This window comes from Kangiella geojedonensis, from assembly GCF_000981765.1.
GTDB classification, from domain to species: domain Bacteria; phylum Pseudomonadota; class Gammaproteobacteria; order Enterobacterales; family Kangiellaceae; genus Kangiella; species Kangiella geojedonensis.
Genome location: NZ_CP010975.1, coordinates 2,200,408 through 2,218,819, shown reverse-complemented (window position 1 = coordinate 2,218,819; position 18,412 = coordinate 2,200,408). Strand labels below are relative to the sequence as shown.

General features: G+C 42.6%; 19 protein-coding genes. 8 read left to right on the top strand and 11 right to left on the bottom strand.

Translation table 11 applies throughout. The features are described 5' to 3' along the window. The first annotated feature begins 102 nt into the window (after positions 1-102). Positions 103-975, top strand: a complete 873-nt coding sequence (locus TQ33_RS10200) for a DUF1853 family protein (protein ID WP_046561949.1) — start codon at positions 103-105, stop codon at positions 973-975. A gap of 17 nt (positions 976-992) precedes the next feature. Here TQ33_RS10200 and acs read toward each other — a convergent pair whose 3' ends face one another. From acs to sfsA, 9 genes are all read right to left on the bottom strand, one after another. Next, a complete protein-coding gene (gene acs, locus TQ33_RS10195; protein ID WP_046561948.1) occupies positions 993-2,924 on the bottom strand; it encodes an acetate--CoA ligase in 1,932 nt (643 codons plus the stop codon). Between the two features lie 126 nt (positions 2,925-3,050). Beyond that, positions 3,051-3,914: a pantoate--beta-alanine ligase gene (panC, locus tag TQ33_RS10190; protein WP_046561947.1), complete on the bottom strand. Its 864-nt coding sequence runs from the start codon at positions 3,912-3,914 to the stop codon at positions 3,051-3,053. Between the two features lie 12 nt (positions 3,915-3,926). Then, a complete protein-coding gene (panB, locus tag TQ33_RS10185; protein WP_046561946.1) occupies positions 3,927-4,721 on the bottom strand; it encodes a 3-methyl-2-oxobutanoate hydroxymethyltransferase in 795 nt (264 codons plus the stop codon). A 44-nt stretch (positions 4,722-4,765) separates the two neighbouring features. Beyond that, the gene (locus tag TQ33_RS10180) at positions 4,766-5,413 is read right to left on the bottom strand and encodes a deoxynucleoside kinase (RefSeq protein ID WP_046561945.1); all 648 of its coding nucleotides are present in this window, start codon (positions 5,411-5,413) and stop codon (positions 4,766-4,768) included. Positions 5,414-5,429: 16 nt separating this feature from the next. Continuing rightward, positions 5,430-5,942, bottom strand: coding sequence for a 2-amino-4-hydroxy-6-hydroxymethyldihydropteridine diphosphokinase (gene folK / locus TQ33_RS10175; protein ID WP_046561944.1), 513 nt, complete (start codon positions 5,940-5,942; stop codon positions 5,430-5,432). 9 nt (positions 5,943-5,951) lie between these two features. Next, positions 5,952-7,217 carry a polynucleotide adenylyltransferase PcnB gene (pcnB, locus tag TQ33_RS10170; protein ID WP_046561943.1) on the bottom strand — a complete coding sequence of 422 codons (1,266 nt, stop codon included), beginning with the start codon at positions 7,215-7,217 and terminating at the stop codon, positions 5,952-5,954. 121 nt (positions 7,218-7,338) lie between these two features. Beyond that, the gene (gluQRS, locus tag TQ33_RS10165; RefSeq protein ID WP_084616997.1) at positions 7,339-8,307 is read right to left on the bottom strand and encodes a tRNA glutamyl-Q(34) synthetase GluQRS; all 969 of its coding nucleotides are present in this window, start codon (positions 8,305-8,307) and stop codon (positions 7,339-7,341) included. Continuing rightward, on the bottom strand, positions 8,307-8,753 hold the full coding sequence (gene dksA, locus TQ33_RS10160; RefSeq protein WP_046561942.1) for an RNA polymerase-binding protein DksA: 447 nt from the start codon (positions 8,751-8,753) through the stop codon (positions 8,307-8,309). Before dksA ends, gluQRS begins: the two co-directional genes overlap by 1 nt. A gap of 187 nt (positions 8,754-8,940) precedes the next feature. After that, a complete protein-coding gene (sfsA, locus tag TQ33_RS10155) occupies positions 8,941-9,681 on the bottom strand; it encodes a DNA/RNA nuclease SfsA (RefSeq protein ID WP_046561941.1) in 741 nt (246 codons plus the stop codon). A gap of 304 nt (positions 9,682-9,985) precedes the next feature. Here sfsA and TQ33_RS10150 point away from each other — a divergent pair, with 304 nt between their 5' ends. The 4 genes from TQ33_RS10150 (at position 9,986) to TQ33_RS10135 (ending at position 14,460) form a co-directional block, all read left to right on the top strand. Further along, a complete protein-coding gene (locus TQ33_RS10150; RefSeq protein WP_046561940.1) occupies positions 9,986-10,174 on the top strand; it encodes a hypothetical protein in 189 nt (62 codons plus the stop codon). Between the two features lie 351 nt (positions 10,175-10,525). Further along, positions 10,526-11,116, top strand: coding sequence for a CPBP family intramembrane glutamic endopeptidase (locus TQ33_RS10145; RefSeq protein WP_169745473.1), 591 nt, complete (start codon positions 10,526-10,528; stop codon positions 11,114-11,116). Further along, positions 11,106-12,341, top strand: coding sequence for an HlyD family secretion protein (locus TQ33_RS10140; protein ID WP_046561938.1), 1,236 nt, complete (start codon positions 11,106-11,108; stop codon positions 12,339-12,341). The genes TQ33_RS10145 and TQ33_RS10140 overlap by 11 nt, the downstream gene beginning before the upstream one ends. Positions 12,342-12,345: 4 nt before the next feature. Continuing rightward, positions 12,346-14,460: a peptidase domain-containing ABC transporter gene (locus TQ33_RS10135; protein WP_046561937.1), complete on the top strand. Its 2,115-nt coding sequence runs from the start codon at positions 12,346-12,348 to the stop codon at positions 14,458-14,460. A gap of 40 nt (positions 14,461-14,500) precedes the next feature. Here TQ33_RS10135 and TQ33_RS10130 read toward each other — a convergent pair whose 3' ends face one another. After that, a complete protein-coding gene (locus tag TQ33_RS10130) occupies positions 14,501-14,830 on the bottom strand; it encodes a Rieske (2Fe-2S) protein (protein WP_046561936.1) in 330 nt (109 codons plus the stop codon). Between the two features lie 154 nt (positions 14,831-14,984). On the opposite strand from TQ33_RS10130, the gene TQ33_RS10125 reads away from it, so the two are divergent. The 3 genes from TQ33_RS10125 (at position 14,985) to pepB (ending at position 17,781) form a co-directional block, all read left to right on the top strand. Further along, positions 14,985-15,803 carry an alpha/beta hydrolase gene (locus TQ33_RS10125; RefSeq protein WP_046561935.1) on the top strand — a complete coding sequence of 273 codons (819 nt, stop codon included), beginning with the start codon at positions 14,985-14,987 and terminating at the stop codon, positions 15,801-15,803. 85 nt (positions 15,804-15,888) lie between these two features. Beyond that, complete coding sequence (gene ribA, locus TQ33_RS10120) at positions 15,889-16,470, top strand: GTP cyclohydrolase II (protein ID WP_046561934.1); 582 nt, start codon at positions 15,889-15,891, stop codon at positions 16,468-16,470. 39 nt (positions 16,471-16,509) lie between these two features. Then, positions 16,510-17,781, top strand: a complete 1,272-nt coding sequence (gene pepB, locus TQ33_RS10115; RefSeq protein ID WP_046561933.1) for an aminopeptidase PepB — start codon at positions 16,510-16,512, stop codon at positions 17,779-17,781. A gap of 27 nt (positions 17,782-17,808) precedes the next feature. On the opposite strand, the gene thpR is transcribed toward pepB, so the two are convergent. Beyond that, complete coding sequence (gene thpR, locus TQ33_RS10110; protein ID WP_046561932.1) at positions 17,809-18,396, bottom strand: RNA 2',3'-cyclic phosphodiesterase; 588 nt, start codon at positions 18,394-18,396, stop codon at positions 17,809-17,811. Positions 18,397-18,412: the final 16 nt, after the last annotated feature.

Sequence of the window (18,412 nt, the reverse complement as noted above, 5' to 3'; positions counted from 1 at the left end):
AGTGAAACAGGCCGCCCTCGGGCGGTCTTTTTTTAACATTCAGAGATAGCTTTTCTGCTATGATAACTCAAACTTTGACGGAACGTTAAACATTGGACCTTAATGACGCGCCATAATAATGACCTTGATTGGATGCTGCATTCACCTGAGTTATTGGCTCTTACTCGGCAGATGAGTACCGATGAGCTAATGAGTCGTATGGTCAGTTACCAGGGGTTTGATTATAAAGAAACGTATCGTCTTGGCGTTTATTTTGAGCAACTGTGGCAACACCTCACCAGAAACTGTAACAGTTTGGATGTTATCAAACACAACCTTCAAGTCATTATTGATAAACACACGCTTGGCGAGTTTGATTCAATCATTCGAGACAATGTTCTTGATGCAACGCTTCATTGTGAACTAGCGGTTAAATTCTACTTGCAGATCGGAAGCGGCGAGCAATTAAGTCACTGGGTTGGGCCGAACCTTAGGGATCGCTTTGATAGTAAGTATCAACGATTGTTTGACCATCAGCTGACGTTATCAAAGCAAACAACGATTAGGCAGTGGCTTAGTGAGCAAAGTATCATGATTGATCATGTGAAGCTGTTGACTCGCGGGCGTTTATTTTATCCGCTAGAAAACTTTATGCAGGAGTTGTTTCGCTTCCCGCGTGAAGTAAACCCACAACACTTAAAAGGTTTTTGGACGACTTGGGAAGAGTTTGCTCATTTGCAATTAAGCTCTAATATTGATTGGTACTTATTACCTAAGCCATATTGGCTGTCAGCGGTTACTGGTGATGAGGTTGAGTTATTAACGTTACTGGATGATAAAACCATTTTGACCCACGGGCACAATGAGCGGTATGAATTTCAAAGAATACAGCAGGTCGTTGGGATACAAGACAGTACCGAAATTATGCGTGGCTTTGTCGTGACTGAGGAATGGTTAGAAAAAGCCAAAGCCCGAGTTTCTAAAACTTGGGCTTAAGCTTGGTTTTATTGAGGTTACAGTTTTTCTTTAATTAGTTTTTCGACCACCGCAGGTTCCGCCAAGGTCGATGTATCACCGATATTTTCAATATCGTCTTCTGCAATTTTGCGCAAAATGCGGCGCATAATTTTCCCTGAGCGAGTTTTTGGAAGATCGTCAGCGAACTGAAGTTTATCCGGTTTAGCGATGGGACCTATCTCTTTTGCTACATGGGCGATGAGCTCAGCTTTTAAGTCATCAGAACTTTGCTGACCTGCCATTAAACTGACGTAAACGTATATTCCTTGTCCCTTGATGTCATGAGGGTAGCCTACGACCGCGGCTTCGGCAACAGCATCATGTAACACCAGCGCACTTTCGATTTCTGCTGTGCCCATCCGGTGGCCCGAAACATTTAAGACGTCGTCCATGCGACCTGTGATCCAATAAAAGCCATCGCCATCACGTTGTGCACCATCACCTGAAAAATAATAGCCTGGGAATTGTGAAAAATAAGTATCGTAAAAACGTTGGTGATCACCCCATACGGAGCGCATTTGCCCAGGCCATGAATGTTTCATAACCAGACTGCCGCTGGCCACACCATCCAGCTCATTAGCATCGGTATCGAGGAGTGCCGGTTGGATTCCAAAGAAAGGGCGTGTAGCAGAGCCTGGCTTTAAAGGTGTTGCTCCCGGTAGTGGGGTAATCAAGATGCCCCCCGTTTCGGTTTGCCACCAGGTATCGACAATAGGGCAGCGCTGTTCACCGACTACATTAAAGTACCATTCCCATGCTTCAGGGTTAATGGGTTCACCAACAGTGCCAAGAACTCGTAATGACTGTCGAGAGGTTTTGGTTACAGGCTCGTCGCCACCAGCCATCAGCGCGCGAATAGCCGTTGGTGCGGTATAGAATAAACTAACTTTATGTTTATCAACAATCTCCCAGAACCGAGACGTGGTCGGGTAGTTCGGCACTCCTTCGAACATCAGGGTGGTGGCGCCATTGGCTAGTGGGCCATAAAAAATGTATGAATGACCAGTAATCCAGCCAGCGTCAGCAGTGCACCAATAAATATCATCGTCATGGTAATCAAAAATATATTTGTGGGTCATGGCGGTATACAGCAGGTAGCCACCAGTCGTGTGCATGACGCCCTTCGGCGTGCCTGTCGATCCTGATGTGTACAAAATAAATAATGGGTCTTCGGCGTCCATAACTTCTGGCGCGCATTCAGGCTCCATCTTTTGCTTAAATTGATTGTAATCAACGTCACGATCACTATTCCAGTTAATCTCGTTATTTTGACTTTTGATTACCATCACCGTGTGAACGTCTGGGCAACCTTGTAAAGCCTCATCAGCATTGGCTTTTAGGGGGACTTGTTTCCCACCACGAACGCCAGCATCCGCGGTGATTAAAACCTGACAGTCGCTATCAAGAATACGGCTTTTCAGCGCTTCCGGTGAGAAACCGCCAAACACGACCGAGTGAATGGCACCAATACGAGCACAAGCCAACATGGCATAACCCACCTCGGGGATCATGGGCATGTAAATACAAACGCGGTCCCCTTTTTTGACACCGCGCTCTTTTAACGCATTGGCAAAAAGACAGACTTCATCATGCAATTCTTGGAAGCTAATATAACGCTGTTGATCAGGTTCATCGCCTTCCCAAATAATCGCCGTGTGATCGGCTTTATCTTTTAAATGACGATCAATGCAGTTATATGAAGCGTTGAGCTTTCCGCCTTTAAACCAGCTAATGTCAGCTTTGTGATAATCAACGTTACTGACTTCTTCCCATGGCTCAAACCAGTCGACAAACTGGTGCGCCATCCGTGACCAGAATTTGTCTGGATCCTGTACCGATTGTTGGTACATGCGGTGGTAAGTATCCTCGTCAATATGCGGTTTATGCTGAGGATTGTTGATAATGGGATAGGTTTTCACCTCTGACATTGCTGACTCCTGTAATGATTAATCTTTTTATATTCTCAGAGTAAACTGAAAGGTCAGCATAAAACAAATTGTTAAAAGGCGAAAGCACCAAGCGGTAATAACGCCTACTGAATCAGCTCACAGGCGTTAGAGCGTCAGGGTGACATTGTCGATCAAGCGCACTTTGCCAAGAAAGGCTGCGGCTAGGATGACGATATTTGTATCGGAAGTTTCGGCAACTTGCAGGGAATCGGCGTTAGCAATATTGAAGTAATCGACTCTAAAACCTTGCTCTTCAAGCTGTTTCACAGCTTTTTGCTCGACCTCATCAAAGCTTAGTTTATGTGTCATTAACTGCTCTTTAGCCCAGCTTAATACTCGGAAAATGCCTGCCGCCTGATCTTTTTGCTCTTGTGACAAGTAACCATTCCGAGAACTCATGGCGAGGCCATTAGATTCGCGCAATATGGGAGCGCCGATAATGGTCACGGGAATATTTAAGTCTTGCACCATACGGCGGATGATGGCTAATTGTTGGAAGTCTTTTTGCCCAAATACGGCAATATCAGGACGCACCATGTTAAACAATTTCGTCACTACGGTGGTGACGCCATCAAAGTGGCCGGGGCGAGAGGCGCCACAATGATCGTTGCCCAGTTCAGCAACATGAATTGTAGTCAGATTGGGTTGGGCTTTCTTCTGTAGGTATCCAGGGTAAACTTCTTCGACACTTGGCGCAAAAATGATATCAGCATCATGATGCTGCAATTTTTCGCAGTCTGCATCAAAAGTACGCGGGTAAGAATCAAAGTCTTCGTTTGGCCCAAACTGTGTGGGGTTGACGAACAAGCTTACGACAACCACGTCGGATAACTCTTTCGCTTTATCAAGCAGACTTAAGTGGCCTTGATGAAGATTACCCATGGTTGGGACAAAGCCAATGGTTCTGCCAGCCTGGCGATGTTTGGATAAAGCATTTTGCAACTCAGCAATGGTATTAACGATCATCATAGTGCTGGTTACTTATTCAAAGGAGTGTTCAGAAGCGGGGAAGCGTTCAGCCTTGACTTCATCGTGATAAAGCTTGATCGCATCTTTGATGTTGCCTTTGGCATCGGCCATAAAGTTGCGAACAAACTTAGCTTGGAAGGATGAAATCCCGAGCATGTCATGCAACACCAAAACTTGGCCATCAACATCGACGCCCGCCCCAATACCCATAACAGGAATGGTTAGCTCTTGTGCGATTTGTTTGGCTAAGTCACTCGGCACACATTCCAGTACTAACATTCGGGCACCAGCAGCCTCTAGACTTTTCGCATCATCAATCATGGCCTGAGCGCCATCACTATCTCGACCTTGAACTTTAAAGCCGCCCAAAGCATCCACAGATTGTGGCGTTAAGCCTAAGTGAGTGCATACTGGGATCCCGCGAACGGTGAGGCCTTGGATGGTATCTAATAGCCATGCTCCGCCTTCAAGCTTGACCATTTGTGCGCCAGCTTGCATGATGCGACGCGCTGTGTCGTAAGCTTCTTCAGGTGTGCTGTAGCTCATGTAAGGCATGTCACCGACGATAAGGCAATTTTCGTTACCGCGTGAGACGCACTCAATATGGTATTCCATTTGCTCTAAAGTCACTGGAACCGTTGTTTTCTGCCCTTGGACGACATTCCCCAGAGAGTCGCCGACGAGGATCATATCAATGCCCACTTCTGACATTACATTGGCAAAAGAGGCATCGTAAGCCGTTAAACAACTAAACTTTTCACCACTGGCTTTCAATTTTTCGATATGGCTAATGCTTGTAAATTTCATCAGTATCTCAGCTTTATAAATTCGGTTAAGAGCGCTGACTAGGGCTAAACCGGATGCGGATTAAAATAATTCCGGCCAGACGTAGTCGCGTGGATTTGCTCTAGGAGCATCTCAAAGTCTTTTTCATTTTCCACCAAGTCGATCCCTGAAGCATTCACAATCAACAGTGGCGACTCGTGATAGTAGTAGAAGAAATCTGTGTAAGCGTCACAAATTGTCTGCAAATATTCTTGGCTAATTGGCGACTCTTCACGACGGCCACGTTTCTTGATGCGCTCTGCTAAGACGGTAACAGGCGCTTGTAAGTAAATCACCAAGTCAGGCTTAGGTGCATCAATGGTCAGGTTATCAAACACTTGCTCATAAAGCCTTAACTCTTCGGGATCAAGCGTGGAACGTGCGAATAGGCGATCTTTGTCCATCAGATAGTCTGCCACACGGAGCGGCGTAAACATATCCGACTGGCGAACTTCTTGTAACTGTCTCGCTCTTTGGAATAAAAAGTAGAGCTGGGTTGGTAAGGCTCCCGATTTAGGGTCTTGATAAAAGCGTTCTAAAAAAGGATTCTCTTCAGCTTCTTCAAGGATCAGCTCACTACCGAGTACCTCTGACAATTTCCGGGCCAAAGTCGTTTTACCAACACCAATCGGTCCTTCAACCGCAATAAAATTATGGGGGATCTTGATGTTCATACTGACTTGCCGTCTCCTAGTCTTTTATCGTTATCTTATCTAAATCAAGTTTCATTAAATCATAGTGAGTACAGTTTTTTAGCGCTTGGCTGATGCTTTCGCCATCGGGAAAGACCAGCTCAGGGCTGATTTCGGCCAGTGGCGTTAACACAAAGTCGCGTTCTTTAGCACCATAATGCGGAAGGGTTAAGCGCTCTGTTTGCATGATTGTATGATCGTACAGCACAATATCCAAATCAATTGTACGCGCTCCCCAATGTTCTTTCCTCTCACGACCCTGTTGATTTTCAATAGCTTGAAGTTTATCGAGAAGCGTTAAAGGAGAGAGTTGGGTGTGTATTTTTGCTACTGCATTAATATAAGCGGGCTGATCTTTAGGGCCCATAGGAGCACTTTGGTAAAAGCTCGAATAGGCTAAAAGGTAGGTTTCATGGAGCTGATCGATGGCTAACAAGGCTTCGTGTAACTGCTGAGTTGGATTGCCTAAATTACTGCCTAAGGCGATGTAGCTAACCCTGGGTTGCTGCATGTATTGATCCTAATCGTTGCCTTTGGGTTTGCGGCGACGTTTGCCTTTACCGCGTTTATTCTTGGGCAGCATAGCTTGTTGTGCGGCCTTATCGGCATCTTGAAACTTGGTCCACCAATCCGCGACTTCGCGTAGCGACGGGTCGGATTCTGCGCGTAACATTAAGAAGTCGTAAGCCGCTCGGAATCTAGGGTGACTCAGCACAGACCAGACTTTTTTACCAAAGCGCTGCGGTAAGCGCACCTGTAAAGCCCAAATATCACGGATGACTAAACTGTAACGTTTAGGAATCGAGATATAACGACTTTGCTCGCTTAACATGTAACCCATACTTTTGAAGAAAGCATCGTTAAAGTTCATGCCTTTGGTTTCAAGTTGGTGAGCGCGTTCTAATAAAGGCTGCCATAAGAATACAGCAATTAAGAAAGCAGGATTGACTGTATTGTCGCTAGCAATTCTTTTGTCGGTATTTTCTAGCGCGGCATGGATAAAGCCTTCAAACTCTTGGTGTTCGGCTAATAAGGCATCGGTCGCAGGGAACAGCTTTTGTAGTAGCCCTAACTCTTGCAGAGCTTTAAACGTCTCTTCACCCCTGCCAGACAAGAACATCTTGCGATACTCTTCGAACAGACGTGCTGCTGGAACCTGCTCCATTAAATGAGCTAGCTGGGTAATGGGTTCAAGCGTGTTTGGCTCAATGGTTAAATCTAATTTGGTCGCTAAACGAACGGCACGCAACATTCGCACCGGATCTTCTCGATAGCGTGTTTCAGGATCGCCAATCATGCGCAACTGACGCTTGCGAAGGTCGGTTAGGCCGTTACAGTAATCGTGAACACTAAAGTCTCTTACGTTGTAATAAAGCGCATTCACGGTAAAGTCACGGCGCTCGGCGTCTTCTTCAACCGTGCCATAAACATTATCCCGTAATATCATGCCCTCTTTAGCCTGCTGAATATTGCTGTCGCAATGTGCGCGGAAAGTTGCAACTTCGATAATGTCGCGACCAAACATAATATGTACTAACTTAAAGCGTCGGCCGATAATTCGACTGTTGCGGAATAGACTGCGGATTTGCTCTGGTGTGGCATTAGTGGTGATATCAAAATCTTTAGGATGCAGTCCTAAAAGAATGTCACGAACACCGCCACCAACGAGGAATGCGTCATAGCCAGCTTTATTGAGGCGATAAAGAACTTTCAGCGCGTTATCGCTGATGTCTTTGCGTGATACTGTGTGCTGGTCACGTGGAATGATGTGGTCTGGTTGTTTCATGTCAGAGATTGCGTCACTGTGTTTTTTGTTCTGTGTTCCAGAAAACCACTGCTTTATTGTTGAAATCAATAGGTATCATAAGTCTTAGGTTACTTTCTATGCTGCAATAATAGCACAGACCCTAGTCAAAATAAGGTATTTGTTGTTGGCGAGGGATGCTTTCCAAAGAAAAATGCTCCACTGCCCAGTCGATAATGATTTCGGGAGCTTCTTGCCTTAGCGCCACGGGGGGCTTTTGGCCTAAAAAGGCGATGGCTTGATGCAACTGTTTACTAGGGTTTTGGGAGTCTATGGAAGGAGCGTGGTTCTGTTTGGAAAGCTTGTTGCCATCATCGTTGATGGCTAATGGTAGGTGGTACCAAAGTGGCGCTGGTTTTCCTAACACTTGATACAGACGCAGTTGACGGGGTGTGGAGTCGAGTAAATCAATGCCACGCACCACATGATCAATCCCTGCATTAATATCATCGACCACAACCGCTAACTGATACGCCATTAAGCCGTCTTTGCGTTTTACGGTGAAGTCTTCTCGGTAAAGGCTGGTCTCAAACTCACACTGGCCTTGAATCTGATCATAAAAATGATAATCATCCTGACGATGCCTGAGTTTCCATGCAACTTCACCGTCAAAGCTTAGGTTTTTATCTTGGCATATATTCGGGTAGCGACCATCTTCACTGAGTTTATTGATTTTCTTTCGTGTGCAGTCGCAGGCATACAATAAGTCTTGTTGTTTTAATTCTTCTAAAATCTCGTTAAATCGAGGAATACTCTCGCTTTGGTAAATGATCGGGCCGTCCCAGTGCAAACCAAACGCTTCTAACTGACGCAGAATCGTATCAGCTGCACCTTCGATTTCACGAGGAGGATCGATATCCTCAATGCGAACTTGCCATTCAGCGCCATAGTATTTTGCGATTAAGTAACTACCAACGGCTGCAACCAATGAGCCAAAGTGCAAAGGGCCAGAAGGCGAGGGCGCAAATCGTCCTCGAAGGTATGGTTTCGCAGGGAGAGAGTTGGATTGTCCGAGCTCAGCGTTAGGTTGAGCTCGGGAATCTTGTGAGGCGTTCTTCGGTGTTGCGGGCATTAACTGCCGTATTGACGCTCTTTAATTTCGTCGAGAGTTTTGCAGTCAATACAAAGCTCTGCAGTTGGACGGGCTTCTAAACGACGAATACCGATTTCAATACCGCAAGACTCGCAGTAACCGTATTCATCATCATCAATCTTACCGATAGACTGAATGATTTTCTTTAGTAGCTTACGCTCACGATCGCGAGTACGTAGCTCAAGTGAGAACTCTTCTTCTTGTGACGCTCGGTCAACAGGATCTGGGAAGTTGGCTGCTTCGTCTTGCATATGATGCACAGTACGATCCACTTCCTCCATCAACTGACGTTTCCATTCGTTTAAGATATGACGGAAATGCTCATATTGAGCATCGTTCATATACTCTTCGCCTTTTTTTTCTTTATAAGGCTCAATTCCCAACTTTTGTAAGGTTGTATTTGTAACTGTTTTTTTACGTGGCATCTAATTCAATGCTCCATTAACTTTATGGTAACTTCTGACTTAAAGTCAGCCCACTTTTTCACTTGTGCATTGACAAGCTTTTGAAAAAGTGAAAGAGGGATATTAGCCCTCTATGTACCAATTGAAAAGCCAAATTTGGCAAAATCAGCCAAATTTTTCTTAAATTTGAGCTAACCAGTTGATATTTCTACAAAATTACTGGTAAGGCCTGTTGCAGCTTAATCTCTGCGGCACTGATATGGGTATTATATGCATAAATTTCAACCCCTTTTTGTGCTGCATCGTACAATAATTCAGCATATTTATGGTCAATATGGGCCGCAGGGCTGACTGAGCGGATGCCGGTATGCTGTACGAGGAACAATAAAACCGCACGATGACCCTGCTCAACCATGCTGACTAATTCACGAATATGCTTTTGACCGCGAGTGCTGACGGCGTCTGGAAAATAGCCTGCGCCAGGCTCAAATAGCTCGCCTGAGTCGGGGTTGTCGCCAGACTCAAGCAATGTCACGGTTTTAATCTCCACATAACAATCTGGCTTATTGGGATCTGTTAAGAGCAAATCTATCCGACTATTCTCTTCACCGTACTTAACTTCTTGGCGCAAAGACTCATAACCTTGCAGCTCCTCTAATACTCCGTTTTCGATGCCCTCGCTGACCACCTGATTAGCCAAGTGTGTATTGATGCAAATCCAATCGCCCTGAATATTCTGATTCAACACCCAAGTGTATAAATACTTACGCTTCGGGTTTTGTGAGTCCAACAACCAAGCCGTATCACCTTCTTGCCAGCAGTTTTTCATCGAACCTGTATTCGGACAATGCGCCGTAAATTCACCATGCTCATTGCTCACCACATCCGCCAAAAAGCGTTTGTAGCGTTTGAGTAAAGTGGTTTTTATTAATGGTGGAGAGAATTTCAAGTTAAGTCCTTAAAATTATCTATAATAAAATCTTATAGAAATGTAGAGCTCGTATTGTTAAAAAAGTACTCTATACTGCTTCTATCTTAATGTACAAAGAATAATGCTAGCATAAATATATATTAATGCATATGTGCCTTATTTCTCAATCATCTAAGCCGATACAAACTGATACTTAAATTTAGTTGTAAGTCTAAAGTGACTTGAGATATATTTCGCATCGTTGAAGCGCTTTAACAATTTTTATAAACATAACTTCGACATGGAAACATGGAGAAAAGATTAAATTAATAGGAGATTTCTAATGAGAGAATTACTCGATCAAGAGTTAGATTTGGTGTCTGGAGGTAATGATGATGGTCCGGTAGAGCGACCAAAGAAAAGACCTGGTGGTCGTTGGGGCTGGATTGTTTTTGCTGGAGAATTAATTTGGGGCTGGATCTCAAGCGGCGATGACGAAAAGAAAGAAGATGACGAACAGAAAGAAAAGTAGTGGTCATTTTTTAGGAGACCTATCGGTCTCCTTCTATTTTGATATTTAGTGATGATGAACTCACATTATTAAGTCTTAATATTCGCTGGAAGACTAGTAAGCTTCCATTACTAGAATTAACTGATTGAGAAAAGATTGAAAAATAATAATTACGTAAAAAAATGGTTGCTATCAGCATTGACTTATCTAGTTATATTCTTTCTTATAATACTTATATCGTATTTCATAGGCGTCAATATACTGGGGGGAAGCGCTAGGGAGCCTCTGCTAGGGAATGAAGATTTAATAATAATGGATACAATATTTTATTCATTATGTGTAATAGGTCTTATACTAGTATATCGGATACAATTGAAAAAAAATTTACTGAATAGCCTAAAAGATAAAAGAACTTATCTCTTATTCTTGTCTGGTATATTTACTTGTTTTGTTGTGAGTTATTTAAGGAGCATAATATTTGATGATGGTTTGGGTAATTTAGGTGACCTGAAAGTAGATAGCCTACTACTAATTTACTCTGTTTTTATAGTGGTAATATTTGAAGAGTTATTCTTTAGGAAGTATTTAGTAGAGTTATCTCAAGCTTTAGGGATGAAGCTTATTATAAGCTGCTTGGTTTCCGCTATATTATTTGCACTTTGGCATTCAATCGATCTTAAAAACTCTTGGTTCTTGATAGTATCAGCATTGTTGTATTCGTATGTAACCTATCTTTTCCGGTCGATATCTTTTGCAGTGGGACTTCATTTGCTTTTCAATATGGTGGTTATTTTTACAGGTGTAGATAGCCCCTCTTCTATAATAATTAAAGACGACTATAACAATAATTCGTTTGATACTGCTATTTCCAGTATTAGATTTGATCTTTCTGTTTTGGCATTTATTTTGATTGTGTACTCATTTATAGATAGGGCGTTAAGTTGGTATAAAAATGCTTTTTAGAAAGGAAGTGTTAGAAAGTAAGAGTAAAAAATTAGAGGGGGATGTTGTAATAATTAAGCATGGATTCTCTTCTTACTGGATGTACTTGTTATTTCTAGTTATAGCGCTGGCTATATTCCTAATCTGCACAAAGAAGTATGCTAAGAAGCAGGTCGCTGTAGGGCAGTTGGTTCCTAAAAGTGGGGTTGTAAAAGTTTATGGTAATGATGCCGGTATAATAGTGAATAGTCATGCTAGAAAGGGATATAAAGTAAATAAGGGTGATAAATTATTTTCTATTGATACTAGTAAAAAATTAGATGAAAGTTCTGCCAATATGCTTTTGATATTGAATGTTAAAGAGCAACTCATGAAAAAGCAAGAAGAACTATTAATTGAAAAAAAACAATATGAAGAAAAACTGCGTAATTTGAAAGCTCAAGAGGTAGGCTTGCTTGAGCAGAAAAGACTTATGGAAAAAAGGCTTTTTTCTTTAACTGATGCAAAAAAACTTAGGAAAGAAACTCTTAAAGAATATGAGTTATTTAGGAAGAGGGAGTTAATCACTGAAACAGAGCTAACACAAGCAAAAGAAGCTTATTTAAGTGCTAGGTCAGCTTTGGAGAACTACCAAGCATCTTTCCTTGCACACGATCTTAAGTTGTCTGAAGCTCGCTCTAAACTGAAATCACTCCCACTAGAAAATGAAATTAATACTAATACTATAAAGTCCTCAATTAATAAACTAGATGAAAGGTTGATTGAGCTTAAAAGGGGCTCTCAGTATCTAATCAAAGCTCCTATTAGTGGTTCTTTGACGACGATAAATTCTGAAGTGGGACATAATGTTTCACCAAATAAATTGTTGGCGACTATTATTCCTGTAGATATGCAGTTAGTGGCAGAAATTTACTTGCCTTCTAGAGCAGTTGGATTTGTGAAGCCTGGACTTTCTGTAAAAATACGATATGACTCCTTCCCATATGAGCACTTTGGTGTATATGAAGGCACAGTTATAAGTGTGTCTGATACTCCTCTTGCGCCAGCTGATATTGATGCACCTGTAAATCTTAAGTCGCCTATGTATATAGTAAAAGTGAAACTTAATAAACAAAGTGTTGAGACCTTAGGAAAAACCTATCAACTAAGAGCCGGTATGAGTTTATCAGCAACAGTCGTCTTGGAAGAAAGGCTACTGATTGACTGGATATTAAAGCCCTTATATCAATTAAGAGAAAGTTTATAGCTTTATGATTTCAATTTCATCTCTTTTAAAATTTAAAAATAAAAGTTCTCTCCCAGTTGTATTGCAGACAGAGATTGCTGAATGTGGACTGGCATGTGTTTCAATGGTAGCTACATTCTATGGTTACTGTATAGACTTAAATAGTTTGCGTGCGAATTATTCTAGTTCATTAAAAGGACAAACATTAAAAGGTATAATTAATATTTTTGACTATATAGGTATGGCGGCGAGAGCCGTCAGACTTGAGATTGATGAATTAAAACAGTTGAAAACTCCTTGTATATTACACTGGGATTTAAACCATTTTGTTGTTCTAGAGTCTGTTACAAAAAAAGGAATAGTGATACATGACCCCGCAACTGGTAGGCGAGAGTTGTCTTTTGAAATAGTTTCAAAGCATTTTACTGGAGTTGCAGTAGAGATAAAACCTTCAAGTAGTTTTACAAAAAAGAAGATCACAAAAAAAACAAATATTTCTGATTTGTGGTCCTCAATTAGAGGACTAAGACCAGCAATGCTGAAAATTCTTTTGTTTTCAGTAGCACTACAGCTAATAAGTCTGTTAAGTCCATTATATATGCAGCTGGTGATCGATGAGGTGTTGATTAACCAAGATTATCAACTACTTAGCATTTTAGCAATTGGGTTTGGTTTTTTAGTGATTCTCAAAGTGTTAATAGCTGCTGTTCGAGGGCTAGTGATTTTATTCCTTGGTAGTCAGCTTAGTGCTGAAATGGCATCTAATTTATTTAGACACCTTTTAAGATTACCAATGAAATATTTTGAAAGTAGGCATATTGGTGATGTTATTTCAAGATTCGGCTCTATTGACTATATAAAGAATTTGCTTACAACAGGGGTGATAGAGGTTCTCGTTGATGGTTTCTTAGCTGTTGGATTGATAATAGTGATGTACTTTTATAGTCCTTTATTGAGTACATTAGTTCTAATTATATCCTTTATATATTTATTGATCAGGCTTTCCCTTTACAGAAGGTATAGACAGTTAAACGAAGAACTTCTTGTGCTAGATGCTAAAGAAGAATCAAACTTTATGGAATCAGTTAAGGGAGTCCAGAGTATAAAGCTATTTGGAAAGGAGGCAGAAAGGCATTCAGTTTGGCAGAACCATTTTGCGGAAAGTATAAATAGTGGGATTAAACTGGGAAGATTCAATATTACTTTCTCATTTATAAAAAGTTCAATATTTGGTATTGAAAACATTATAATTATATACATAGCTGCTTTAGAGGTAATGAGCGCTGCTATGACGATAGGTATGCTTTATACATATATGTCCTATAAGGGCCAGTTTATCGAAAAAATTGGAGCTTTAGTCGAAAAGCTTATCCAGTTTAAAATGCTATCTCTGCATCTAGAGAGATTAGGAGACATAACTCAAACAGATGCGGAGTTCAATTTGGAGAAGCTTGGAGGAGAGATTCAGAATGACTCAGGAGAGCTTGCTCTAGACAATGTAAGCTTTAAGTATAGTGAACACGATAACTTCATTTTCAAGGATATAAACCTTAGAATTAGAAAGGGGGAGTCGATTGCGATAGTGGGTGCGTCAGGTAGCGGCAAAACAACTTTAATGAAAGTTATGCTGGGTTTGTTACAGCCAGAAACAGGAGAAGTAAGAAGCTCTGGCATTAATATTAACCATTTAGGACTGAAGCAGTATAGAATGTCCATAGGCTCTGTAATGCAAGATGATCAGTTATTCTCAGGGTGTATAGCTGACAATATATCTTTTTTTGATCCTAACATAGACCGTTCGAAGGTTGAGTCATGTGCTAAGAGAGCTTTTATTCACGATGATATAATAAAAATGCCAATGAGTTATTATTCATATATAGGAGATATGGGTAGTAATTTATCTGGGGGGCAGAAGCAAAGAGTTTTGCTTGCTCGGGCATTGTATAATAACCCCAGTATTTTATTTTTGGATGAAGCTACTTCAAGTTTAGATGTAGACTTAGAGCGCAAAGTTAATGATACAGTAAAAGCGTTAAATATAACTAGAATTATTATTGCGCACAGGCCTCAAACCATATCAATGGCTGACCGTGTACTTGAATTAAGAGATAATAGATTATTTGAGCTAACGAACCTATAGTAGCAGCGGTTTGTGGACTTGTTATTTAAGCATCTACAGTTTACTCCCCATAAAACACTTTGCCGTTTTCGACTTCTAGGTTCACTTCACTTAGGTGAGCGCCAGCGCAGGGGCCTGCGACGCAGCGTCCTGTGTCGGGTTCAAATAGGGCGCCGTGGGTAAAGCACATGAGGTATTGTTCGTCATCCGTCATAAACTCGTCTTCTTGCCAGTTTAGGTTGGTTCCGGCGTGAGGGCAGCGGTTGACGTAGCCATAGACGTTAAGTCCGCGGCGGACGATGATCAGGTCGCGGTCTTCGCTCGGCGAAGGGTGTGGAAATGCTTTGGCTTGACCGTCTTTGATGTCTGTAACTAAACATAAATGTGACATACTGAGTCCTTTAAGAAACCCCATTAAGTAATATATCGCTATTTTAACATAACCCAAGCTGGCGATACCCTGATAAACCTGCTGTATTCCGCGAGCTTGATGTTAGAATGTAGAAATTCTAACAGTATAAATAGTAGACGCAATATTTAGATTTATGCAAATTGTTATATGGGGCCTCATCTCAATCGTAGGATTTTATATCCTGTATGTGCTGTTTTTTTATGTATTACAGCGCCGCTTGCTGTTTCCAGTCCATGAATTGCCGGCTCATAATGCCGAACTTATCACTCAAGCTGGTGGTGAGCTTGTGCGGCTATCTTTTTCTCAGGGTGAATTTGAATTGGCTTATCTTGCACCGTTAAAGGATGTTTATGGTGAGCGTTCTCCAGTTGTCATGCTGGCTCATGGTAATGGCAACATCATTGATGACTGGGCGCCAAGACTGGATTATATTCGTGGGCAAGGCTTTAGTGTGGTTTTAGCTGAGTACCCTGGTTATGGTCGCTCCGACGGTAGGCCAAGCTATAGAACCATCAAAGAATGCATGTTGAACGCTTATGATTGGATTGAGCAGCAACCTCAGTTTGATCATGAGCATATTTCATTACTAGGGCGTTCGATGGGTGGCGGTGCTGTATTGAGCATTTTGTCTGACAAAACCCCACATGCGGTTATTTTGATGTCGACTTATTCCAGCGTGATGGACTTAGCCAAGAAACGCTGGGTACCACGCTTCTTGGTGCGCGACCCGTTCGATAATGTCTCAGCTCTGAAAAACTATAAGGGTCGTGCTTATTTAGTGCATGGTGAGGCGGATAGAACCGTTCCTATTGATGCATTAACCAAGTTATTAGCGGCCAAACAGGATGCAGAGCATCAGATATACTCGACCGGACATGCCGATACGCCTGACGATTGGGATGAGTTCTGGGTTAAAGTGTCAGACATTATAAAACCAGAAAAGGCGGCCTGACCAAAGGCTCAATATACAGGGTGTCGATTAGTTGACACATCGTGTAAAATGGCAATGTTCTCAAAATTAGTGGTATACAAACCGAATGAACCAGCAAGATAGCCTACAGGCCAAGCTCCCAACTCCTTGGGGAGATTTTGTGATCCATGCGCTTGAAACCGATGATGGTAAAGAGCATATTGCCATGACTTTTGGCGAGTGGGACAAAGAACAGGCCGTATTGGCAAGAATTCACTCTGAGTGTTTAACCGGTGACGCACTGTTTAGTTTGCGTTGCGACTGTGGCTTTCAACTTCGTGCAGCGTTAGAAAAAATTGCTGAAGAAGGTAGTGGTGTGTTGCTGTATTTGCGCCAAGAAGGCCGAGGTATCGGTTTGACCAATAAAATTCGTGCTTACTCCTTGCAAGATCAAGGTATGGATACGGTGCAGGCTAATGAGCACCTAGGGTTTGGGGCGGACGAACGTGATTTTAAAGTTGCGTCTGATGCGCTGGATATTTTAGGCGTGTCGAAAATTCGACTGATGACCAATAATCCGCGAAAAGTGAGCTCAATGAAAGACGCTGGTATTGACGTGGTTGAACGTGTGCCCTTGAAATTTGGGCAAAACCCCCACAATGCTATGTATCTATCAACCAAACAATCGAAGCTAGGGCACCTGTTCTAAACACACGATTCGCCCAGCTTTAATCAAATAAGGATACTTATGACTTTAGAGATTTATCTTTCCAGCGATAGTGCGCCCGAGCAATGGGGTGAAGGTGCTTTGCTGAGCTTTAAAGATGACCGCGCAACCATTCATGCTGACAATGCAGAGCTTATTCAAGTTGCAGCGCGTCGTTTAATGACACAAGGTTTGTCATTCTTCACTTTAAAAGGCGACTGGCAGCTTGAGCAGCAGTGGGCATTCTTTCAGGGAGCTTACGAGCCTAAACTGGATGTTCAGATTGATTTTGCAGAGCTGAGTGAAAGCGATAGTCAAGAGTTAGATGCTCGTATACAAGTCAGTCGCTGGATGCGTTCAATGGTCAACGAAACGCCAGAAGTATTGGCGCCAGAAGTTTTGGCACAAGAAGCTGCTCAATTTATTCAAGGTTTAGCGCCAGACCATGTCACTTATGACATTATTTCCGGCGAAGACTTGGAAAAACAGGGGCATATTGGCACTTGGGAAGTGGGACGTGGTTCAACTCGTCCGCCAGCATTGTTAAAACTTAAGTTTGATCCTAAGGGCGATAAGAGCGCTCCCGTCGCCGCGTTAGTGGGTAAGGGGATTACTTTTGATAGCGGTGGTTACAGCATCAAGCCAAGTGCTGGCATGCTGCACATGAAAGCCGATATGGGCGGCGCAGCCACGGTAACGGGCGGTTTAGCGTTAGCCATTTTGCGTGGTTTAGACAAGCCGGTCGATCTGTACCTGTGTTGCGCAGAAAACTTAATCAGCGGGCATGCCTACAAGCTGGGTGATATTTTGACGTACCCGAATGGCGTCACGGTAGAAATTCAGAATACTGATGCCGAAGGCCGTGTAGTGATGGCTGATGGTTTATTGCTGGCTGGACAGTCTGGCGCTAAAACGATTATTGATGCGGCGACTTTGACTGGCGCAGCCGTGACTGCCGTAGGCGGTGACTACAATGCTGTGTTTGCGCTTGATAAAGATGCGAGCGACGAATTTTTAGCGATTTCTAAAACAGAGAACGAGCGCCACTGGCCGTTGCCGTTAGAGCCATTCCATGCCCACCGTTGCCCATCGCACTTTGCTGATACGGCTAACAGCCGAGCGGTAAAAGGTGGTGGTCCAGGCGGAGCGAGTAATGCCGCAGGCTTCCTATCCCGCTTTGTACCAAATAATGGGCAAGGTTGGGTGCATATTGATTTAGCCTCTGCTTATAACGACAGCCCAACGCCTAAGTGGTCCGCGGGTGGTACCGGTCTAGGCTTTAGAAGTATCGCTGCAAAACTGTTGAAAAGCTAATCGGACATAAGGTGGGCTTTGGCCCACCTAGTCTTTAATTCCAAAAAACTGTTCCTTGATACTCGGCTCGTAGACCGACCATTCTTCAAGCACTTCATAATAAACACCTTTGTCATTCTGTATCGATTCCATGAGGCAGAAGCGTTCAACCTTAAATTCTAGATTGAGAACTTGTTGAATATCCCCGAGTGGCTGACATTCACGGTATAGGGTGATGTGAGGACGAAAGCTGTGTTTGTCTTTTGCAAAATAAAGCCCTTCATTGGCTAGGCAACGACTTAGATGTGACTTGAGAGCGCTAAGTCGTTGTTTTCCTTTCTGTACTTCGACACAACCAATCTCATTCTTAGGGTAATAAGCATAATGTTCAATAGAGCCTAAAAAGGGTTTAATCCCAGGAATTTCAACACAATCAATCAGATCGTGAATAAGCTGGTGTTCGACAGAACCCAAGAACTGTAAGGTGATGTGGAAATTGTGGGGCTTTACGGGACGTCCCACAAATACTGGGTTAGATTGCTGTAAAACCTCAAGCTGGTTTTTAAGCTCTTGAGAGAGCTCTATAGCAAAAAACAGTCTCGCCTTTTTTTTAACAGAATTTGTAATAGATGACATATAATCTTTGATGGTT